The sequence below is a fragment of the Jeotgalibacillus haloalkalitolerans genome, assembly GCF_034427455.1.
In the GTDB taxonomy this organism is placed as follows: Bacteria; Bacillota; Bacilli; order Bacillales; family Jeotgalibacillaceae; genus Jeotgalibacillus; species Jeotgalibacillus haloalkalitolerans.
Genome location: NZ_JAXQNN010000010.1, coordinates 1 through 19,475 on the forward strand (window position 1 = coordinate 1; position 19,475 = coordinate 19,475).

The following is a 19,475-nucleotide window of genomic DNA, read 5'->3' on the forward strand; positions in this document are numbered from 1 at the left end:
ATCCCTTCACCAGTCTAATCACTACGCCTAATTCCATCATCTATTGACATATTTCCATCACCAATGTCAGCAATTCCATCAGGAAAAAATGTAATTCCTTCATCTGGCTAACTAAGTCACTCCAGCAGAAATTTCATCATCTCCTCCGGCACCTGGTGTGCTGAATCGGTGAGAAAGCTTTTGATCACTGGATAATCCAATGTTTCTTTATAGGTCATGCATCTGTGCCACCACTCGGTTTCGTAGCGGGCGAGCATGCTGAGGTTGTAGAGGATCAGGTAGTGTGCCTGCAGTGTATGAACAGATGGATATGGTTCATGCAGTGATTTGAATAATTGCTGCATATCGCAGGTGGTGGTTCTTGGTGTGCAGTGCAGCAGTTTTTCTGAGAATGTTGTATATAGTCCGTGCTTTTGTATTTTGACAGTGTCTTCTAAAAAGCTGAATTGCTTCTTTTTGATTTTGCGGGAGGAGACACCGTGGGCAAGCTGGTTTGATTTTTCAGGATGAAAGGGGTCTTTCATCGTAATGGCTGCTTTTAATAGATGGATCAGTCCGTAAAATTGCAGCACGGGTTGAATGTAGACTGTTGAGTGGGAAGACTGCTGGTAGAACAGTTCAGCGTGTTCAATGTGTGCACTGAAAGATGCAGCTTTTTCGGTGGCCAGCTGTTCCGGATGGGCGTAGTTTTCTTTTGAATAGGCGGTGTATAAATGTTGAATGACATAGTGTTTCGCATATAAAGGAAGGTAGTGGTTCCAGTTAAAGTCTGACGTCATACTAAAAATCTCCCAACTATTCTTAATAATCGAACTTATTCCTTCATTATTGACACACGCTGGACCGGCTGATAACCTTACAATAATATTTTTGAGACGGGGAGGAAATTGACAATGTGGGAAACGAAATTTGCTAAAGAAGGTTTGACGTTTGATGATGTGCTGCTGGTCCCGGCTAAATCTGAGGTATTACCGCGTGATGTTGATCTGTCAGTTGAGCTAACGGATTCGATTAAATTGAATGTACCTATTATGAGTGCTGGTATGGATACGGTGACTGAAGCTGCGATGGCGATTGCAATGGCTCGTTCAGGCGGCCTTGGTGTAATCCACAAAAACATGAGTATTGAAGCACAGGCTGAGCAGGTGGAGCGTGTAAAACGTTCTGAGAGTGGCGTCATCACTGATCCGTTTTTCCTGACACCGGATCATCAGGTGTTTGATGCAGAGCATCTTATGGGCAAATATCGTATTTCCGGTGTACCGATTGTCAATGATATGGATGAGCAGAAGCTTGTCGGTATTATCACAAACCGCGACCTTCGTTTCATTCAGGATTACTCCATTAAGATTGATGAAGTCATGACGAAAGAGAATCTTGTGACGGCTTCTGTTGGTACAACTTTAGATGAAGCTGAAAAGATTCTTCAGCAGTATAAAATCGAAAAGCTTCCTTTAGTTGATGATCAAGGCATTTTAAAAGGGCTAATTACGATTAAGGATATTGAAAAAGTCATTGAATTCCCGAACTCGGCAAAAGATTCAAAAGGGCGCCTTTTAGTGGCAGCTTCTGTCGGGGTTACAGCAGATGCTGAAAAGCGTGTGCAGCAGCTCGTAAAAGCAGGCGTTGATGCGCTAGTAATTGATACAGCACATGGTCATTCACAGGGCGTACTTGATACGATCGCTTTGATCCGCAACTCATTCCCTGATGTTGTGATTATCGCAGGAAACGTTGCAACTGCTGAAGGAACAAAAGCATTGATTGAAGCAGGTGCTGATATTGTAAAAGTGGGAATCGGACCAGGTTCAATCTGTACAACACGTGTTGTTGCAGGTGTTGGTGTTCCTCAGGTTACTGCTGTTTACGATTGTGCAACGGAAGCGCGTAAGCATGGTAAATCTATTATTGCCGATGGCGGAATCAAGTATTCAGGAGATATCGTGAAGGCACTCGCTGCCGGTGGACATGCAGTAATGCTTGGAAGTCTGCTTGCGGGTACAACTGAAAGTCCCGGCGAAACGGAAATCTTCCAGGGACGCCGCTTCAAGGTTTACCGCGGAATGGGTTCAATGGCTGCAATGGAAAAAGGTTCAAAGGATCGTTACTTCCAGGAAGATGCGAAGAAGCTTGTTCCTGAAGGAATTGAAGGACGTACAGCTTATAAAGGACCGCTTGCTGACACAGTGTATCAGCTGGTTGGCGGAATCCGCAGCGGAATGGGCTATTGCGGTTCGAAAAACCTTCACGAACTGCGTGAAGAAGCACAGTTTATCCGTATGACTGGTGCAGGCTTACGCGAAAGCCATCCGCACGATGTTCAGATTACAAAGGAATCTCCAAACTACTCTTTGTAATCAACTGAATCATTTTACACATTCAGGCAGGACTCCATTCTTACAGGAGTCCTGCTTTTTTGTCACGGAACAGTGCTATTCTGTCTATACTTTTTGACAAAAGATTATGATAGAATGACAGAAGTGTACATAACATATCGGAGGTCTAACATGTTTAAAACAAAAGTATTACGCAAGGTAACAACTGGTGCGCTTGCGTTTGGATTATTTTTTGGAAGTGGTGCTTTTACGCACGAGGCAAAGGCTAATGTGATTCAGAATTGGGAAGTGGATGCAGCGATTCTGCTTGAGGCGGAAACTGGTAAGGTATTATTTGCTGAAAACGCTGATACCCAGCTTGGCGTAGCAAGTATGACAAAAATGATGACTGAATATCTGCTTCTTGAAGCAATCGCAAATGGCGAGGTTTCATGGGATGATCAATATACAGTAACAGATAAAACGTATGAGATTTCTCAGGATACATCACTGAGTAACGTTCCTCTGCGTAATGGTGAGCAATACTCTATTCAGGAGCTTTATGAGGCAATGGTGATTTACTCAGCAAATGCTGCGACGATTGCACTTGCAGAAACAGTTGCGGGCACTGAAGGTGAATTTGTGAAAATGATGAATGAAAAAGCGGCTGAGCTTGAGCTTGAAGATTATAACTTTGTAAACTCAAGCGGGTTAAATAATGCGGATATGATGGGTTATCATCCGGAAGGTACCGGGGCTGATGAAGAAAACGTGATGTCAGCACGCGGAACAGCTAAGCTTGCCTATCATCTGTTAAATGATTTCCCGGAAGTACTTGAGACTTCAAGTATTCCTAAAAAAGTTTTCCGTGAGGGTACGGAAGATGCAACAAATATGGATAACTGGAATTTCATGCTACCGACACTCATTGGGGAGTATGAAGGTGTAGACGGAATTAAAACAGGTACAACTGACTTTGCAGGTTATACATTTACAGGAACAGCTGAGCGCGACGGGATGCGTCTGATTTCAGTTGTGATGAATGCGACAGATGAAAACGGTGTTGGTTCATATGCTGCGCGTTTTGGTGCGACTGCAGAACTGTTTGATTATGGATTCGGTAACTTCTCTATGCAGGAAATTCTGCCTGCGAACTATACAGTAGAAGGACAGGATACACTTGCTGTTGATAAAGGGACAGAGGATACAGTAGGCATTGAATCTACTGAACCTGTACAGGTCATTCTTGAAAATGGTCAGGACCCGGCTGAATTTACACCGGAGCTTGTGCTTGATGAGTCTCTTCTAAATGAAGATGGTGAACTGACAGCACCGATTGAAGAAGGTGCCCAGGTTGGGACAATTAACATGGCTGCTGCCGGCGGGGAATACGGCTTCCTTGATGACAGTATGGCATCATCTCTTGAGTCTGAAGTCGTAACAACTGAATCAGTTGAAAAAGCGAACTGGTTTATCCTTAGCATGCGCGCAGTCGGCGGTTTCTTCGGCGGACTTTGGGATACAATCGTGACGACCGTAAAAGGCTGGTTCTAAGAAAATTTTTTGTGTCACACTTTAATGCGTTAAAACCAAGTAAAATTCAAGGTTTTTAGCACCATTTCAAGTGTTAAAAGCACTTCATGTCTTGACATGGAGTGCTTTTTTAGTGAAGATAAAAGGTGGAATAACGAAAAGCGAAAGTGAGCGTTAAGGGACGTACACGTTGGACTGAGGCGCCGGAGATAAAGGAAACACGGTGAACGTAGTGAGCCGATGTTGACTTATCGGACAGAGCTGAAGGAAACGTGCTAGTTCCTGCGAACTGTAGCTGGACAATGTTCTTATACTGAAATTAATTTAAATTTTACCAGTTCCAGCGAAGTACAGGGTCTGACCCTCGCCTTCACTGAACTGTTCTACAGGATGAAGGAGGCTTTTACCATGAATACAGGTACGGATCGTGTAAAAAGAGGAATGGCTGAGATGCAAAAGGGCGGCGTGATTATGGACGTTGTCAATGCAGAGCAGGCTAAGTTAGCAGAGGCAGCAGGTGCGGTAGCGGTTATGGCACTTGAGCGTGTGCCATCTGATATTCGTAAAGAAGGCGGAGTTGCCCGTATGGCAGATCTTCGCATTGTAGAAGAGGTTATGAGCGCGGTAAGTATTCCGGTCATGGCAAAAGCAAGAATCGGGCATATTACAGAAGCTCGTGTACTTGAATCAATGGGCGTAGATTATATAGATGAAAGTGAAGTATTAACACCTGCGGATGAAGAGTATCATTTAATGAAGAGTGATTTCACTGTACCATTCGTATGCGGATGCCGCGACCTTGGTGAAGCAGCACGCCGTATCGGTGAAGGAACGTCAATGCTTCGTACAAAGGGTGAGCCTGGAACAGGTAACATCGTTGAAGCGGTTCGACACATGCGTAAAGTAAACGGCCAGATCCGTAAAGTTGTGAATATGTCTAAAGATGAGCTGATGACAGAAGCGAAACTGCTTGGTGCGTCATTTGACCTTCTTTTAGAAATTAAAGAGCTTGGACGTCTGCCGGTTGTAAACTTCGCTGCAGGCGGCGTTGCTACACCAGCTGATGCTGCACTGATGATGGAGCTTGGCGCTGACGGTGTATTCGTAGGATCAGGAATCTTCAAATCAGATAACCCTGAAAAGTTTGCACGTGCGATTGTTGAAGCAACAACACACTATCAGGATTATGAGTTAATCGCAAAAGTATCAAAAGAGCTTGGTACAGCGATGAAAGGGATGGAAATCTCTTCACTATCATTAGAAGACCGCATGCAGGAGCGCGGTTGGTAAGAAAGGGCTGATCATCATGACAACAATTGGTGTTTTAGGTTTACAGGGAGCGGTTCGCGAACATGTCCGTTCAATCGAAGCAGGCGGTGCCAAAGCGGTTGTCGTGAAGAAAGCAGAACAGCTCTCAGATATCGACGGATTAATTTTACCAGGCGGAGAAAGCACAACAATGCGCCGCCTGATTGATGTATATGGTTTGATGGAGCCGCTGAGAGCATTTGCTGCTTCAGGCAAGCCGATGTTTGGCACATGTGCCGGACTGATCCTGCTTGCAGGAGAAATCGTCGGGTACGATGAGCCGCATCTTGGTGTAATGGATGTTGTGGTTGAGCGAAATTCATTCGGCCGTCAAAAGGAAAGCTTTGAAGCGGACCTTTCGATTACAGGCATTGAAGGAGATCCTTATACTGCAGTTTTCATCCGCGCACCGCACATTGTATCAGCCGGTCCTGATACAGAAGTGCTCGCAACACACAATGACCGGATCGTACTTGCGCGTCACGGACAATTCCTTGGCTGCTCATTCCATCCGGAGCTGACAGACGACCACCGTTTGACTGAGTATTTCATTAAAATGGTAGAGTCTCCAGCAGTCGTCATATAAAAAAACAGTTGATCTTTTTCAGGTCATGTAGTAACCTGATTTTTATCAAAACAAACGAAAAGCTGTGACAGAAAGCAGTAGCGAAATGCGCTTATTGAAGAGAGCCTGCGGTTGGTGCAAGCAGGCATAAGACGTTCGTGAATCCATTCTGGAGCGGGAATCCGAAATCAAAGTAAGATTCCACGGGCAGGCACCGTTATGCCTTAAGCGGAAAGTACACACGTGCTTTCAACCAGGGTGGTATCGCGGGCTTTAACTCTCGTCCCTTATTATTTTTAATAATAAGGGGCGGGAGTTTTTTGTTTTTGCAGAAGGTAGAGCGGGGACAGACCCGCCTCTACCCGCAGCTTTTCAACAAACCAAAAGGAGGAATCACCATGTTGGATTTAAAAAGATTGCGTAACAATTTTGAAGAAATCAAAGAGAAGATGGCGAAACGCGGGGAAGATCTGAAGGATTTCGATCAGTTCCAGGCACTTGATCAGGAACGCCGTGAGCTGATTTCGAAAACGGAAGAGAAGAAGAGCCGCCGTAATGAGGTGTCACAGGAAATCGCGCAGATGAAGCGTGAAAAGAAGAATGCAGATGATGTGATTGCTGAAATGCGTGGTCTTGGTGATGAGATCAAGCAAATCGACGAGCGTCTGCGTGAAGTGGAAGAGAAGCTCGAAACGCTGCTGCTTTCTATTCCAAACGTACCGCATGACAGCGTGCCAATTGGCGATACAGAAGACGATAACGTTGAAATCCGCAACTGGGGTCAGATCCGCGACTTCGATTTTGAAGCGAAGCCTCACTGGGACGTGGCAACAAACCTTGAGATGCTTGATTTTGAACGTGCTGCAAAGGTAACCGGCAGCCGCTTCGTCTTTTATAAAGGCGCAGGTGCACGTCTTGAGCGCGCATTGATCAACTTTATGATGGACCTTCATCAGGATCAGCATGGCTACACTGAAATGCTGCCGCCATACCTTGTGAACCGTACAAGTATGACAGGTACAGGTCAGCTGCCGAAGTTTGAAGAGGATGCTTTCCGTATTGAAAAAGAAGACTATTTCCTTGTACCGACGTCTGAGGTGCCTGTGACAAACTATCACCGTGACGAAATTTTAAAAATCGATGAGCTGCCAAAAGCGTACGTGGCTTACAGTGCAAACTTCCGCTCTGAAGCAGGGTCTGCCGGCCGTGATACACGCGGACTGATCCGTCAGCACCAGTTCAACAAAGTAGAGCTTGTCCGTTTTGCGAAGCCTGAAGAGTCTTACGAAACACTTGAAATGCTGACTGGTCACGCTGAAAAAGTACTTCAGCTGCTTGAGCTTCCATACCGCGTCATGAGCATGTGTACAGCAGATCTTGGCTTCACAGCTGCGAAAAAATATGACATTGAAGTATGGATCCCAAGCTACGGCACATACCGCGAGATCTCTTCTTGCAGTAACTTTGAAGATTTCCAGGCGCGCCGTGCAAACATCCGTTTCCGCCGCGAGCCAAACGCAAAGCCTGAGCACGTACACACGCTAAATGGCAGTGGACTTGCAATTGGCCGTACAGTTGCTGCGATCTTAGAGAACTATCAGCAGGAAGACGGCAGCATAGTGGTGCCTGACGTCCTGCAGCCTTATATGGGTGGTAAGAAGGTTATTTCTAAATAAATTTTGAGAGAGCTGTCCCGGGGTGGGGCGGCTCTTTATAAATATTTCTTTAAAAAAGGTGTTGTCCCATACTTTTTATGGGACAACACCTTTTTATGGGGCTTTGTGTTCGTATTTTAACATCTTTACTTCTAATTCATTCTGAGCGCTTTTAGGCTCGACACCAAATGTTATAGTATCAGTTCCTAATTGCTCTTTTCTCTGAGGAACAATTGTAAATTTGATGACGTAAGAATTTTCGAGGTTTTGACCTTTCTCAGTTTGTAGTACTTCTACTACTTTGTAGTTTTCTTCCCACCAATGATACATAATTTGAATTGCGTCTTTTGATGATGTCCCAACTTCACTCTCATAATAATTGGATACTGCTTTTTGAATTTCTTCTTGAAATAAGCTGACCATAAAATGATTTTGAACTTGTTGAGATCTGTTGGCGTAATTCTCAGTGTTATTTTCAGCTTGAATTTTATCCCGTGAAGTAAAGCCGACAGTAGCCACTAAGGTCAAAAATAAAGCAAGCACAATTAGGCGTTTTATAGTCATTATTGATGCACCATCCTTTAAATAAGCTTTATTTATAAAGCTTATCCAATTACATAGATGATGATTCCAAATTCTTAAGCTGTTCGTCAAAAGCTGTCATTATAAAGTTTCATTTGATCCTTCGCATGAGAAAGATCCTTTTCTACTCACTCATTGATGTGCTGATTCTGTTTAATTTTTATCAATATACTTATTGCGTAGGAAGTTGAATCAATTCCTGTCTATCTGGTAGCAATCCAGCCAAACAAATACCGCATCCAGAAAAACTCCTCACTTGACGTTTCAATACCATCCGGCGTATGATATCTTATAAACTTATATTCCGATCAGAAAGGTATGATATGTATGGCGGCATCTCCATCTATCCCACGTCCGCTCGTTCGGGCAAACCAGTGGACCATTGTTCTTTCAGTTGCAGCGTTCTGGATCACAGGCATTCACCACTTATTACTCATTCCGCTCCTTGCAGGCCTTGGTGGCGTACTATTTAATTTCAATCCGGTTATGCGTCTGGCTAAACTGTTTTTAAAGAAGCCGATGAACAGCTATATTCCTGAGGATCGTTCGGATCAGCGCTTCAATCAGATCCTGGCTGTATTTTTCCTTGCAGGCGGCTACATTTCTTATAGTTTTGGGTGGACAATTGCAGCGTATACCTTTACAATAATGGTTGTGACTGCGGCATCAGTTGCGATCATGGGCTTTTGTGTCGGATGCTTCATCCGTTTCCAGTGGAAGCAATGGCAGTATCGACGCACAAAAACATCTAAAAGTTTTTCATAAATCTTTTTAAAAAAGATTGACGGGAACTATTTATCCATGATATTATATTTCTTGTCGACAGGGAGGTATACCCAAGTCCGGCTGAAGGGATCGGTCTTGAAAACCGACAGGGGTGTAACAGCCCGCGGGGGTTCGAATCCCTCTACCTCCTCCATAATTTTTAAATTAAACATCAACGCGCATAAATTGGAGAAAGTCACTGCTTCGGCAGTGGCTTTTTTGTATGTAAAAGTGATCGCTTTCCGCTGACAGCACCCTGAAAAACGGGTGCTGTTTTTCTTTTACGCAAAAAATCGCGAATTTTCCCGACTCCTAATACTAAAAATAAGAACGTATGTTTGGTATAATGTGAAAAAGGAGTGATGATATGCAAAAAAGTTTATATGAAATCGCTGTGAAAATGCAGAGTGGAGGGGAAAGGGAGACGTTGGAGCTGCTGTCGACGTTTGAACCGGTCATTCACAAATACGGGCGATTACTTGATGGTGAGGATACCAAACAGGATCTGAAGCTTCATTTACTGAAAGCTGCCCGGAAAATGCCGCTCGAAAAACTGAAAGAGAAAAACAATAAAGTCATCTTCAGCTATCTCGCAAAATCATTAAAATACGAATTTATCCGTTTATCAAAAAAGAACAGCAAGAAAATCGAGATTGAACAAGCCTTTGAGGTGAAAAATGTAGCAGATGAAGCGGCAATGAATTCGGAGATTGAGCTGCTTGAGATGATGGAGGTGCTGACCGCTCAGGAATCGTTTGTGATTGAGTGTATGTATGTGAATGATCTCTCGGCTACAGAGCTTGCCCAATACATGAAGATTTCAAGACAGGCAGTAAACCAGACTAAAAACAGAGCGCTCGAGAAAATTAAATGCTTGTATTTTGGACAGAATAAAGAGAAAAGGAAGCCATCCGATTCAAAGTAGTGACCAGACCACAAGAATAGAGGCTCCTTTTCCCTGTCTCAATTATAGCCTATTTGAGATGAGAATTCATGCATGGAAAAACCCGGCGGTGTATCGGCACACCGCCGGGTTTTCTCTACCGTCCATCCTTCTTCAGCAGCATCTCAATCAGCTGCAGCGTTTCCTCAAGCTTCCGGTTCGTCTCAAAAAACTTATCCTCCCGCTCCTTATTCATCCGCAGCACATAAAACAACAGCCCCGCAAACAAAACCGCAAACACACCCTGCGTCGACAGCACATCAATCAAAATTTTCTCCATCAAAAAATCCCCCTTTTACTCTATATAAAAGGAGGATTGCGGCGTATTGTAAACGTTCGTTTTTAAATTTATATATTAACTGATGATTTCCGCTTCCGAGAGACACTACCTGAGGATAGGAACAGTGATTATCAGTACTTATATTATCGTATTAGAAAGAAAACAAAGCTGACCGGAACGGAGAGCGGCGACTCCAGCGCGATTAGTGGGACAGCTGAGACCCCACAGGCGAAGCCGAGGAGGCTCAGCGACCACCGCGTGGAAAGCGTCCGCTCGGAGTTCCGGTCAGCGGTTATCAAAGCTTACTTCTTCAAAAGAGAAGTCTGCTGAATAAAAGAACCGATCTTCTCAAGAATCGGATCAATCGAATCCGGATCCTTCACAAGATCATAATCATTAATATTCAGGCGAAGCACAGGGCATGCATTGAACGAATCAATCCAGTTTTCATAGCGCCCGTGCATCTCTTCCCAGTAAGCAAGCGGTGTTTCCTGCTCCATCGGGCGGCCTCGTGCCTGAATGCGCGTCACGATATCATCAATCGACCCTTCAAGGTACACAAGCAGACTTGGGTGCGGGAAGTATGGCGTCATGACCATTGCTTCAAACAGGCTTGTATACGTTTCATAGTCAACCGGTGACATGGTGCCTTTTTCGTAATGCATTTTCGCGAAAATGCCTGTGTCTTCATAGATCGAGCGGTCCTGAATGAAGCCGCCGCCATATTCGAACATGCGCTTTTGCTCCTTGAAGCGTTCTGCGAGGAAATAAACCTGCAGGTGGAAGCTCCACTTTTCGAAGTCTTTATAGAATTTATCCAGGTAAGGGTTGGCTTCAACTTTTTCAAAAGATGTTCTGAACTGTAAGTGTTCAGCGAGCTTTTGTGTCATTGTTGATTTTCCGACGCCGACTGTACCGGCGATTGTAATGACAGCATCGTTCGGGATGCCGAATCGTTCACGTGCGTTCATAGGGTTGTACTCCTTTTAAGTAATGATTCTTCGACCTGCTGAAGGACTTGTCCGAGGTCCTGCTCGTAGTTGACGAAATCAATGTCGTCACCGTTGATCCGCAGTACCGGAATTTCCGGATGCGTTTTTTCGAAGTGATGAATGAATTCATCATAATCTGCTGAGAGCTGCTCTAAGTATAGAGGGCTCATATCTCTTTCAAATTCGCGGCCGCGCAGCTTTACGCGTTTCAGTAATGTCTCGAGGCTTGCGTGAAGGTAGACGACAACATTCGGCTTTGGCATATCAGCCGTTAAAATGCGGTACACTTCAAGGTACTTATCATACTCCTCTGGACGCAGCGTGCGTTTGGCGAAAATGATATTTTTGAAAATGTGGTAATCTGCAGCGACAGGCTTCTGTGCTGACAGATAGTGACGCTGAATATCGCTCAGCTGTTTATAGCGGTTGCAGAGAAAGAACATCTCTGTCTGGAAGCTCCACTCATCAATGTTTGAGTAGAATTTATCTAAAAAAGGATTCTCATCGACAATCTCTTTTAACAAATGAAAATCAAAGTGTTCGGAAATGGCTTTTGCAAGAGACGTCTTTCCGACGCCAATCGGCCCCTCCACAGTCACAAACGGAATGGTCGTCATTCTCGTTTTCCTCCTTATTCTCCAGTCAAGCCGGTTCAGTTCGCACCCGTTATTGTACCATATACACCAGGTGAAAAGTAGGCAAGATTAGACGAAAAAAGACAAGGAACGTGATATCACGCACCTTGTCTATATGAAAAATTTATCTGAGCTTTACAGGGGTGAACTGGTCACTGAGCAGCAGCCAGTTCTGTGGAAAAGACAGGCCGAGTTTCCAGTAACTCATCCCGCGTAAGTTTAATTCCTTTAACAAATCAAATTTCGCCTGAATGGACCGTGCATCCTCAAACCAGATGATATGATCTCTTCCGTCAGCAGTGTACTCGATAAAAGGTGCCTGGGCGGTTGTATCATATTGAATCGGCACGCCCTGAGTTGCGGCGATTTCAATTGCCTGCTGAGGACTGATCGCACGTGCCTGGGTACCCTGAACAAATGGCAGTGTCCAGTCATAACCGTACAGATTCTGTCCCATCATGATTTTACTTGCAGGCATTTCAGTTAGCGCATATTCAAGCACATCCCTTACCGGACCGATTGGAGAGACTGCCTGCGCGGGTCCGCCGCTGTAGCCCCACTCGTATGTCATGATCACCACAAAATCAACGATCTCACCAATCGCTTTATAATTATGTGCTTCATACCATCTCCCAGGCTGATCCGCCCGCGTTTTTGGTGCGAGTGCAGCTGACACGAGCCAGCCCTGCTGTGAATAGCGTTCTTTTGCTTTCGCTAAAAATGCAGTATAGGCTTCCTCATCCTCAGGGCGCAGGTATTCAAAATCAAAGTGAATATCGCGGAATCCATATTGCTTAGCCGTTGCTTCTATATTATTCAGCAGATTATCCTGCACGGTCATATCATTTAAAAGAATACGGCCGAGCTCGTCGTTAAATCCGCCTTCTTCAAGATTTGTGATCACCATCATTAATGTATTCCGGTTTGCATCCGCAATCGTGACAAACGGTTCGACCGGCAATGTGCTGAGTGAGCCATCGCGCTTAGCCTGAAAGCTGAACGGGGCAAGGTAGGTTAGATAGGGAGCGGCTTCCCTTGTGCGGAGCAGGATATTTTCAGATACGGTTCCTCCAAACGGTTCTGCATACGCATTGAATTCAGCAGACGTTTTAGGCTTTGGCGGTAAATAAAGCCGCCAGCCGATTGCAAGCGGCTGCTCAGGAGACAGTCCGTTGATTGAGGCGAGTTCCTGGTAGGTGATACCGGCTTTCTGAGCAATGGAATAAAGGGAGTCTCCTGCCTGTACAAAATAAAAGCTTCCCGTAATCGGAATGACAACTGCCTGCCCTGGTACGAGCTGATCCGGGTTTGGTAGCTGATTGGCATCTGCGATCTGCTGAGGGGTGATGGAATAAAGGGCACTGATTGTAAAAAGGTTCTCACCCGGTTGAACGACGTGAATTTGCATAAAAAACTCCTTTCACTTTTAGAGAAGATAGACGCTATTTTCAACTATATGATAAGATCAGAAAAAAATGAGCAAAGGACGAATGTGATGACTGAACGCGATGAATACTGGATGCAGCGGGCAATAGAGGAAGCGAAAAAAGCTGAAGCGATCCGTGAAGTGCCCATTGGAGCTGTCATTGTCAAAGATGACGAAATGATTGCTTCCGCTTATAACCTGCGGGAAACGACGCAGAATGCTGTTACGCATGCGGAGCTGCTCGCGATTGAAAAGGCATGTGACGAGATCGGCAGCTGGCGGCTTGAGAATACAACGCTTTATGTCACGCTGGAGCCGTGTCCAATGTGCAGCGGTGCAATCCTGCTTTCACGTGTGGACCGCGTCGTCTACGGGGCCCGTGATCCGAAGGCCGGGTGTGCGGGAAGTCTGATGAATTTACTGGAGGACGACCGCTTTAATCACCGGTGTGAAGTCGTGCCTGATGTGCTTGGTGAGGAGTGCGGACAGATGCTGACGGACTTTTTCAGAGGGTTGCGTGAGGACAAGAAACGGAAGAAGCAGATGTTAAAAGATCCTGATTGATTTTTCTGTCAGCAGGTAGTATACTAAATCTTGCGTCGTCAAAAGACGCAAATGAATATTGGTCTCATTTTTGCCGTGCTAGGTGGGGAATTAGCGGTGCCCTGTATTCGCAATCCGCTCTAGCGAAACTGAATCCCTTCTCGAGGCTGCCATGCTTCATGGTCTGCCTTCTGTAAGTGGTGTTGACGTTTGGGTCCTGCGCAATGGGAATTCATGAACCATGTCAGGTCCGGAAGGAAGCAGCATTAAGTGGAACCTCTCATGTGCCGCGGGGCTGCCTGAACCGAGCTAACTGCAGGAGTAACGCATGGGGCTGTCAGTCGACAGAAGGTGCACGGCATTTTAATTTTATATAATCAAAGTCACTCTGGTTTCCGGGGTGGCTTTTTTGTTTGTGGTTTTGTGTTGTGTTCTTGGGCCGCGGGGCTGGGTCTTAGTACCCGAAGTGTCGAACGTTGGCCGATGAACGCCGAACATGGTGGTTTTAAACGCGAACCGCCCGCGGCCAGCGCAGTGCGGCGCAGTCGCGAGTAGGTCAAATTACACGATTCTGCGAACATCCCCGTTTTTTCTTTGAACCACCCGTGTTTTTCCACGAACCACAGCCTGTATTCTATGAACCCCGGACGCTTTTCTCCGAACATCGTGCACCATTCTCCGAACCCCCTTAGACGTACCACAAAAACCCGCCATAAACCCTCTCAAATCCCATTATCTGGGCGTTTCCTGAATCATTTTTAAAGGTATGTTAACCTTAAATACACTACAACTGAAAAGGGGAAGTCATATGAATTCGAAAAAGTCGCCAGTATTGACGATTTCTGTCGGACTCGCACTCGCGTTTGTGCTTGTCGGTGTTTTCTTTACCGATCAGCTCAATACGGGACTTGCGACCGCACAATCATTTATGTTTGAAACGTTCGGGTGGTATTACCAGCTGCTTGTAACGGGTATGTTTATTTTTGCCGTGTATCTTGCGTTTGGCCGTTTTGGTAAGGTGAAGCTTGGGCCGCAGGATGGAAAGCCTGAGTTCAGCAGACCGGTGTGGTTTTCAATGCTGTTTTCAGCAGGAATCGGGATCGGATTATTCTTTTACGGGGTATCTGAGCCGATCGGACACTTTTCATCACCGCCTTATGGGGAAGGCGGAACACCCGCTGATGCTGTGAGCGGTGTTGCCTACACGTGGCTGCACTGGGGGTTTCACGCATGGGCGATCTACGCACTTGTTGCACTTGCGCTTGCACTCCAGCAATTCCGCTACAATACTCCGGGTTTAATGAGTTCTACGCTTTATTCCGTATTAGGTGACAGGGTTAAAGGGCCGATTGGTCACACGGTTGACATCATCGCTGTCTTTGCCACACTGTTTGGCGTTGCAGCATCCCTCGGGCTTGGTGCCCAGCAGGTCAATTCAGGACTCGTCTTCCTGTTTGATGCGCCTTACAACTTTACGATCCAGCTCATCATTATGTTGATTATTACTGTCATCTTCGTGATCTCAGCATCTACCGGCATTCATAAAGGGATCAAATACTTAAGTACGATTAATATATCCATTTCATTTATATTTCTCGTTTTTATCTTTATCACAGGACCGACGCTGTTTATGTTAAATATGTTCGTGTCAGGTCTTGCTGAATACTTATCCATTTTCATCCCGATGTCGCTTCAGGTGAACCCTGTAAATGAACAGGCTTCAAGCTGGACGGAAGGGTGGACGATCTTCTACTGGGCATGGTGGATTTCATGGACGCCGTTTGTTGGCATGTTTATTGCCCGTATTTCTAAAGGGAGAACGATCCGTGAATTTATCGTGGGCGTAATTTTAGTACCGAGTTTTGTTATGTTCATCTGGTTCGCTTTTGTCGGTGGAACAGGGATCTACTATGAACTCTATGAAGGACTTGATGTTTCTGCCCAGTCACTTGAAACTGCATTGTTTTATGTGCTGCAGGAACTGCCGCTGACAACATTCATGTCATTTTTCACGATTGTGATTGTCACGATCTTCTTTGTTACAACAGCTGATTCAGCCACTTTTGTATTAGGGATGCAGTCGACAAATGGAAACCTGAACCCTTCTACCAGAATCAAGATCACGTGGGGCGTGCTGTTTGTGTCGATTACAGCGATACTGCTGTTAGTTGGAGGATTACAGGCCTTCCAGACAGCCATTGTGATCAGTGCGCTGCCGCTGTCAGTCATTGTGATTCTGATGTGTGTAGGGCTTGTGAAAACCTTAAATAAAGAAGTGAAAGGTAAAAAGTCATAGTTTGACTTCTGTTTGAATTCCTCTCTTTTTGAAGTGTCAGCAGCACGGATTTGCGTTATACTGAAGGGAGGAATTCATTACAGATGAGGAGGGTACACCAATGGCTTATCAAGCGTTATACCGCGTGTGGCGCCCGCAGGAATTTGCTGACGTTGTAGGGCAGCAGCACGTGACAAAAACGCTGCAGAACGCCCTCTTACAGGAAAAAATCTCCCATGCTTATTTATTTTCCGGTCCCCGTGGTACCGGAAAAACAAGTGCGGCGAAAATTTTAGCCAAAGCGGTGAACTGTGAGCACGCACCAGTAAAAGAACCGTGCAATGAGTGTGCGATCTGTAAAGGAATTACAGATGGTTCAATTTCTGATGTCATTGAACTCGATGCCGCTTCAAATAACGGGGTCGATGAAATCCGTGACATCCGTGACAAAGTAAAATATGCGCCGAATGAAGGGCGCTACAAGGTATATATCGTCGATGAAGTGCATATGCTGACGCCCGGGGCTTTTAATGCGTTACTTAAAACGCTTGAAGAACCGCCGAAGCATGTCATCTTTATCCTCGCAACAACTGAACCGCACAAAATTCCACTGACGATCATTTCCCGCTGTCAGCGCTTTGATTTCAAACGGATCACTGCCCATGACATCACGGGGAGAATGCAGCATATTGCGGAATCATCCGGTGTAACGGTTGAAGAAAGAGCGCTTCACATTATCGCCCGGACTGCTGAAGGTGGGATGCGTGATGCACTCAGTCTGCTGGATCAGGCGATCTCATTCAGCGGAGAGCAGGTGACTGTTGATGATGCACTGACTGTCACAGGCTCAATCGGGCAGGAGCAGCTGACCAATCTCGTAAAAGCGATCATTGAGCAGGATACAGCTTCAGCACTTGATGCGATTCATCGTCTGCTTGAAGAAGGAAAGGATCCGTTAAGGCTGATTGAGGATCTGATTTTATACAGCCGGGACCTGCTGCTTTATAAAACAGCACCAGAGCTTGAGGATTCCCTTGAACGTGTGCTGTCAGATGATGCGTTCAAAGAAATTGCTGAAACAGTCGAGTCTGAGCTGCTCTATCAGTACATTGAAGTGCTGAACAAAACGCAGCAGGAAATGAGACTGTCCAATCATGCGCGTACCCATCTGGAAGTGGCGGCTGTAAAACTTTCACAATCAGAGCGGCCGAAGACAGCGCAGGCAGCGGATATCCCGGACCTGCAGCAGCTTATTAACCGCGTGAATCAGCTTGAGGGAGAATTGAAAAAGCTGAGAACAAACGGCGTACAGGAAGAACCCGCTCAGGCAGCTGCACCTGCTGCGAAAAAGCAGACTAGGCAGAGTACGTTTAAAGCACCAACAGGCAGAATTAAAGAAGTGCTCAGAAATGCGACAAAAGATGACATTGCCCAGATCAAAAACCGCTGGGGAGACATGCTTGAGAGTATGAACCGTCAGCAGCTGAGATCGCTCACTGCTCTTTTAAATGAAGCTGAGCCAGTTGCAGCATCCCGGGACACTTTTGTGTTAAAATTTAAATATGAGATTCATTGCAAAATGGCAATGGAAAACAATAAGCTGACTGACACAATGCCTTATATTCTTCAGGAGCTCACAGGCACTTTTTACTCAGTGATCGGTGTTCCGGAAGATCAGTGGCTTGAGATTCGTGAAGACTTTATTCAAAATCAGGAAGATGATGAGAATGAGGGCGAAGCGAAGGAAGATCCGCTGATTGAAGAAGCAAGGAAGCTTGTCGGCTCAGACTTACTCGATATTCAAGACTAAATTATTCGGAGGTAATACACATGCGTGGTGGAGGAAATATGCAAGGTATGATGAAGCAGATGCAGAAAATGCAGAAGCAAATGGCAAAGGCACAGGAAGAGCTTGGAGAAAAGCGCCTGACTGGTACAGCTGGCGGCGGAATGGTAACAGTTACGGTTTCAGGTCACAAGGAAGTTGTAGATGTGGAAATTAAAGAAGAAGTTGTAGATCCGGAAGACATTGAAATGCTGCAGGACCTTGTTTTAGCCGCAACAAACGAGGCAATGAAAGCAGCTGACGAATTGACCAATTCTACAATGGGACAGTTCACTAAAGGCATGAACCTCCCGGGGATGTTTTAATACGTGCACTACCCGGAACCGATATCCAAGCTGATTGACAGCTTCATGAAACTGCCAGGAATTGGGCCGAAAACAGCGGCCCGGCTGGCGTTTTTTGTATTAGGAATGAAAGAAGACACAGTGCTCGATTTCGCAAAAGCGCTGGTCAACGCCAAGCGGAATCTTGGATTTTGCTCTGTCTGCGGACATATTACGGACCAGGATCCATGCTATATCTGTGAAGATCAAAAGCGTGATCGCTCGATTATCTGTGTCGTTCAGGACCCTAAAGACGTGATTGCAATGGAAAAGATGAAGGAATATACAGGTCTGTACCATGTTCTACACGGTGCAATCTCACCGATGGACGGCATTGGACCGGAAGATATTAATGTGCCGGATCTTTTAAAGCGTCTGCAGGATGATGAAGTCCAGGAAGTCATCTTAGCGACAAACCCGAATATAGAAGGCGAAGCAACAGCGATGTACATTTCAAGGCTGCTGCGACCTTCAGGCATAAAAGTAACCCGTATCGCACATGGTCTGCCTGTTGGCGGAGACCTCGAGTATGCAGATGAAGTCACACTCTCAAAAGCACTCGAAGGCAGAAGAGACGTATAACACAGATTCAAAGGAGCTTGCGCCATGCTGTTTCGCAAAAAAGGAAAGTTAAAAAAAGAGTATGACGACCGGCTCGTTCACTTAATGCAACAAGCCAGAGGAGAATGGCAACAGCAAAAAAATCTGTCAGACTTAAGTTTTGAAAAAAGTCCGCAGATGCTTGCCGAAGAAAAAATGGCTGAAGCACGCTACTTTTATCTATTTAAAGAAGCACGCCATAGAAAAATTGTCATAAAGTAAATTGCCCGGCATAAATTATGTATACTACTTACTTTATAAAGGGGAGAAGTGTACATGATCTGGCTGTGGGTGCTGGGGACGCTCACGACTGTCATTTTGATTCTGGCTGTAGGGACCGTTCCTTTTTTAAAATGGCTGTGGCGGATCGCGACGAAATGGGTGGTAGGACTCGGTCTGCTTTTTCTGATTAATCGTTTCGGTCAGGAGTATGGATTGTATGTGCCAATGAATCCACTTACGACCGGAATTGCAGGTGTACTCGGGCTGCCCGGGACTGCTGCGCTTGTTTACATTTTTACGAGAACATAGGCTGGTTCCGCAAAAGAAGAGTTCTTCTCTTTGCGGAACTTTTTTTATATGGAAGAAACGCTGTGATCTAAAAAGAATGTTTAGTTAAAGCACTTTATTGTTTCTGTACAGCTTGTGACTGGTGCGAAGGAAGCTGTGACAGGAAACAGTATGAGGAAACCTGTGGGATCTGCGCCGCGCTGTGAGTCGGTTCAAAACGGATATCATTAGAGGGATATAACAGAGTGAAAAAGAAAATTAAAATCTTTTTCTTAAAAGGGTTGCATTCACTTAAATAATCATGATATATTATTCCTCGTTGCTTCAACAGCGCAGCTAACAACTACATCACACAGCAAAACAAAGTAAAAAACTTTTT

At 45.4% G+C, this 19,475-nt stretch carries 20 protein-coding genes, 1 tRNA gene, 1 other RNA gene and 1 other annotated feature; of the genes, 16 read left to right on the top strand and 6 right to left on the bottom strand.

Annotated features, from left to right (window positions below; genetic code table 11):
- Nucleotides 1–116: 116 nt before the first annotated feature.
- Nucleotides 117–779 (bottom strand): YaaC family protein, encoded by a 663-nt coding sequence (locus UFB30_RS16355; protein ID WP_322422746.1) that lies wholly within the window; start codon nt 777–779, stop codon nt 117–119.
- A 114-nt stretch (nt 780–893) separates the two neighbouring features.
- On the opposite strand from UFB30_RS16355, the gene guaB reads away from it, so the two are divergent.
- From guaB to serS, 5 genes are all read left to right on the top strand, one after another.
- Nucleotides 894–2,357 (top strand): IMP dehydrogenase, encoded by a 1,464-nt coding sequence (gene guaB / locus UFB30_RS16360; RefSeq protein ID WP_322422747.1) that lies wholly within the window; start codon nt 894–896, stop codon nt 2,355–2,357.
- Nucleotides 2,358–2,507: 150 nt separating this feature from the next.
- Complete coding sequence (locus tag UFB30_RS16365; protein ID WP_322422748.1) at nt 2,508–3,869, top strand: D-alanyl-D-alanine carboxypeptidase family protein; 1,362 nt, start codon at nt 2,508–2,510, stop codon at nt 3,867–3,869.
- 387 nt (nt 3,870–4,256) lie between these two features.
- The gene (pdxS, locus tag UFB30_RS16370; protein WP_041120733.1) at nt 4,257–5,138 is read left to right on the top strand and encodes a pyridoxal 5'-phosphate synthase lyase subunit PdxS; all 882 of its coding nucleotides are present in this window, start codon (nt 4,257–4,259) and stop codon (nt 5,136–5,138) included.
- A gap of 16 nt (nt 5,139–5,154) precedes the next feature.
- Complete coding sequence (gene pdxT / locus UFB30_RS16375; protein WP_322422749.1) at nt 5,155–5,742, top strand: pyridoxal 5'-phosphate synthase glutaminase subunit PdxT; 588 nt, start codon at nt 5,155–5,157, stop codon at nt 5,740–5,742.
- Between the two features lie 55 nt (nt 5,743–5,797).
- Nucleotides 5,798–6,012: a binding site (T-box leader), on the top strand.
- A 107-nt stretch (nt 6,013–6,119) separates the two neighbouring features.
- Entirely contained in the window at nt 6,120–7,397 is a 1,278-nt protein-coding gene (gene serS, locus UFB30_RS16380) for a serine--tRNA ligase (protein ID WP_322422750.1), read from the top strand.
- Nucleotides 7,398–7,490: 93 nt separating this feature from the next.
- Here the strand turns inward: serS and UFB30_RS16385 are convergent, their stop codons facing one another.
- Complete coding sequence (locus UFB30_RS16385; RefSeq protein WP_322422751.1) at nt 7,491–7,940, bottom strand: DUF3888 domain-containing protein; 450 nt, start codon at nt 7,938–7,940, stop codon at nt 7,491–7,493.
- Nucleotides 7,941–8,285: 345 nt separating this feature from the next.
- Between UFB30_RS16385 and UFB30_RS16390 the strand changes: the two genes are divergently transcribed.
- From UFB30_RS16390 to UFB30_RS16400, 3 genes are all read left to right on the top strand, one after another.
- Nucleotides 8,286–8,723, top strand: a complete 438-nt coding sequence (locus UFB30_RS16390) for a DUF4395 domain-containing protein (protein WP_322422752.1) — start codon at nt 8,286–8,288, stop codon at nt 8,721–8,723.
- A 61-nt stretch (nt 8,724–8,784) separates the two neighbouring features.
- A tRNA-Ser gene (locus tag UFB30_RS16395) sits at nt 8,785–8,877 on the top strand.
- A gap of 213 nt (nt 8,878–9,090) precedes the next feature.
- Entirely contained in the window at nt 9,091–9,648 is a 558-nt protein-coding gene (locus tag UFB30_RS16400) for an RNA polymerase sigma factor (protein ID WP_322422753.1), read from the top strand.
- A gap of 115 nt (nt 9,649–9,763) precedes the next feature.
- On the opposite strand, the gene UFB30_RS16405 is transcribed toward UFB30_RS16400, so the two are convergent.
- The 4 genes from UFB30_RS16405 to UFB30_RS16420 form a co-directional block, all read right to left on the bottom strand.
- Nucleotides 9,764–9,946 (bottom strand): BhlA/UviB family holin-like peptide, encoded by a 183-nt coding sequence (locus tag UFB30_RS16405; protein WP_041120737.1) that lies wholly within the window; start codon nt 9,944–9,946, stop codon nt 9,764–9,766.
- Between the two features lie 302 nt (nt 9,947–10,248).
- Nucleotides 10,249–10,917, bottom strand: coding sequence for a deoxynucleoside kinase (locus UFB30_RS16410; protein ID WP_039806107.1), 669 nt, complete (start codon nt 10,915–10,917; stop codon nt 10,249–10,251).
- Complete coding sequence (locus UFB30_RS16415; protein ID WP_322422754.1) at nt 10,914–11,555, bottom strand: deoxynucleoside kinase; 642 nt, start codon at nt 11,553–11,555, stop codon at nt 10,914–10,916. Before UFB30_RS16415 ends, UFB30_RS16410 begins: the two co-directional genes overlap by 4 nt.
- Nucleotides 11,556–11,697: 142 nt before the next feature.
- Entirely contained in the window at nt 11,698–12,981 is a 1,284-nt protein-coding gene (locus UFB30_RS16420; protein WP_322422755.1) for a glycoside hydrolase family 18 protein, read from the bottom strand.
- Nucleotides 12,982–13,068: 87 nt separating this feature from the next.
- On the opposite strand from UFB30_RS16420, the gene tadA reads away from it, so the two are divergent.
- The 8 genes from tadA to UFB30_RS16460 all read left to right on the top strand — a co-directional run bounded on the left by tadA (nt 13,069) and on the right by UFB30_RS16460 (nt 19,117).
- On the top strand, nt 13,069–13,563 hold the full coding sequence (gene tadA, locus UFB30_RS16425; RefSeq protein WP_322422756.1) for a tRNA adenosine(34) deaminase TadA: 495 nt from the start codon (nt 13,069–13,071) through the stop codon (nt 13,561–13,563).
- 73 nt (nt 13,564–13,636) lie between these two features.
- Nucleotides 13,637–13,901: signal recognition particle sRNA large type (ffs, locus tag UFB30_RS16430), an RNA gene on the top strand.
- Nucleotides 13,902–14,350: 449 nt separating this feature from the next.
- Nucleotides 14,351–15,838: a BCCT family transporter gene (locus tag UFB30_RS16435; RefSeq protein ID WP_322422757.1), complete on the top strand. Its 1,488-nt coding sequence runs from the start codon at nt 14,351–14,353 to the stop codon at nt 15,836–15,838.
- Nucleotides 15,839–15,938: 100 nt separating this feature from the next.
- Nucleotides 15,939–17,627 carry a DNA polymerase III subunit gamma/tau gene (gene dnaX / locus UFB30_RS16440; protein ID WP_322422758.1) on the top strand — a complete coding sequence of 563 codons (1,689 nt, stop codon included), beginning with the start codon at nt 15,939–15,941 and terminating at the stop codon, nt 17,625–17,627.
- A gap of 20 nt (nt 17,628–17,647) precedes the next feature.
- Nucleotides 17,648–17,968, top strand: a complete 321-nt coding sequence (locus UFB30_RS16445; protein ID WP_039806113.1) for a YbaB/EbfC family nucleoid-associated protein — start codon at nt 17,648–17,650, stop codon at nt 17,966–17,968.
- 3 nt (nt 17,969–17,971) lie between these two features.
- Complete coding sequence (recR, locus tag UFB30_RS16450; protein WP_039806115.1) at nt 17,972–18,568, top strand: recombination mediator RecR; 597 nt, start codon at nt 17,972–17,974, stop codon at nt 18,566–18,568.
- Between the two features lie 24 nt (nt 18,569–18,592).
- Entirely contained in the window at nt 18,593–18,808 is a 216-nt protein-coding gene (locus UFB30_RS16455) for a YaaL family protein (RefSeq protein WP_322422759.1), read from the top strand.
- Nucleotides 18,809–18,862: 54 nt separating this feature from the next.
- Nucleotides 18,863–19,117, top strand: coding sequence for a pro-sigmaK processing inhibitor BofA family protein (locus UFB30_RS16460; protein WP_322422760.1), 255 nt, complete (start codon nt 18,863–18,865; stop codon nt 19,115–19,117).
- The last annotated feature ends 358 nt before the right edge of the window (nt 19,118–19,475 follow it).

Excerpts from the sequence above, each read along its gene's own strand:
- UFB30_RS16355 (WP_322422746.1), bottom strand. The coding sequence starts at position 779 with ATGACGTCAGACTTTAACTGGAACCACTACCTTCCTTTATATGCGAAA.
- guaB (WP_322422747.1), top strand. The coding sequence starts at position 894 with ATGTGGGAAACGAAATTTGCTAAAGAAGGTTTGACGTTTGATGATGTG.
- UFB30_RS16365 (WP_322422748.1), top strand. The coding sequence starts at position 2,508 with ATGTTTAAAACAAAAGTATTACGCAAGGTAACAACTGGTGCGCTTGCG.
- pdxS (WP_041120733.1), top strand. The coding sequence starts at position 4,257 with ATGAATACAGGTACGGATCGTGTAAAAAGAGGAATGGCTGAGATGCAA.
- pdxT (WP_322422749.1), top strand. The coding sequence starts at position 5,155 with ATGACAACAATTGGTGTTTTAGGTTTACAGGGAGCGGTTCGCGAACAT.
- serS (WP_322422750.1), top strand. The coding sequence starts at position 6,120 with ATGTTGGATTTAAAAAGATTGCGTAACAATTTTGAAGAAATCAAAGAG.
- UFB30_RS16385 (WP_322422751.1), bottom strand. The coding sequence starts at position 7,940 with ATGACTATAAAACGCCTAATTGTGCTTGCTTTATTTTTGACCTTAGTG.
- UFB30_RS16390 (WP_322422752.1), top strand. The coding sequence starts at position 8,286 with ATGGCGGCATCTCCATCTATCCCACGTCCGCTCGTTCGGGCAAACCAG.
- UFB30_RS16400 (WP_322422753.1), top strand. The coding sequence starts at position 9,091 with ATGCAAAAAAGTTTATATGAAATCGCTGTGAAAATGCAGAGTGGAGGG.
- UFB30_RS16405 (WP_041120737.1), bottom strand. The coding sequence starts at position 9,946 with ATGGAGAAAATTTTGATTGATGTGCTGTCGACGCAGGGTGTGTTTGCG.
- UFB30_RS16410 (WP_039806107.1), bottom strand. The coding sequence starts at position 10,917 with ATGAACGCACGTGAACGATTCGGCATCCCGAACGATGCTGTCATTACA.
- UFB30_RS16415 (WP_322422754.1), bottom strand. The coding sequence starts at position 11,555 with ATGACGACCATTCCGTTTGTGACTGTGGAGGGGCCGATTGGCGTCGGA.
- UFB30_RS16420 (WP_322422755.1), bottom strand. The coding sequence starts at position 12,981 with ATGCAAATTCACGTCGTTCAACCGGGTGAGAACCTTTTTACAATCAGT.
- tadA (WP_322422756.1), top strand. The coding sequence starts at position 13,069 with ATGACTGAACGCGATGAATACTGGATGCAGCGGGCAATAGAGGAAGCG.
- UFB30_RS16435 (WP_322422757.1), top strand. The coding sequence starts at position 14,351 with ATGAATTCGAAAAAGTCGCCAGTATTGACGATTTCTGTCGGACTCGCA.
- dnaX (WP_322422758.1), top strand. The coding sequence starts at position 15,939 with ATGGCTTATCAAGCGTTATACCGCGTGTGGCGCCCGCAGGAATTTGCT.
- UFB30_RS16445 (WP_039806113.1), top strand. The coding sequence starts at position 17,648 with ATGCGTGGTGGAGGAAATATGCAAGGTATGATGAAGCAGATGCAGAAA.
- UFB30_RS16455 (WP_322422759.1), top strand. The coding sequence starts at position 18,593 with ATGCTGTTTCGCAAAAAAGGAAAGTTAAAAAAAGAGTATGACGACCGG.
- UFB30_RS16460 (WP_322422760.1), top strand. The coding sequence starts at position 18,863 with ATGATCTGGCTGTGGGTGCTGGGGACGCTCACGACTGTCATTTTGATT.